Here is a 253-nt window from a genome sequence, read left to right as displayed (position 1 = left end):
TCCCTCAGCAGTGGGGACTGAGTTATAGATGGCTACATCATCACGTTGGAGCAACTCTACAAGTTGGCATTCATTTTCTGTTACAAGATTTTTTAATTTTTCATTAGAAATGCCAGAGTATACAATAGTATCTTTTGGTGTATCCCCTAACCAATCTTCTGGTATAACTACCTTCTCTCCAGAAAAAATAGATTCAATTTCTCCTTCATCATTCATTCCACTAACTGGTAATATTATTGCATCCACTGTACTC

Annotated in this window: 1 protein-coding gene; it reads right to left on the bottom strand. The window is 36.4% G+C overall.

Going from position 1 to position 253, the window contains the following annotated elements:
• Positions 1-253: dipicolinate synthase subunit DpsA (locus tag AOA62_RS29865; protein WP_218244237.1), on the bottom strand; the 253-nt coding region annotated here is incomplete at both ends.

Origin of the sequence: Pseudomonas sp. 2995-3 (genome assembly GCF_002742565.1) — a bacterium.
GTDB lineage: Bacteria > Pseudomonadota > Gammaproteobacteria > Pseudomonadales > Pseudomonadaceae > Aquipseudomonas > Aquipseudomonas edaphica.
Note: the sequence above shows the minus strand (reverse complement) of the source record. Positions and strands in the feature narration are given on the sequence as shown.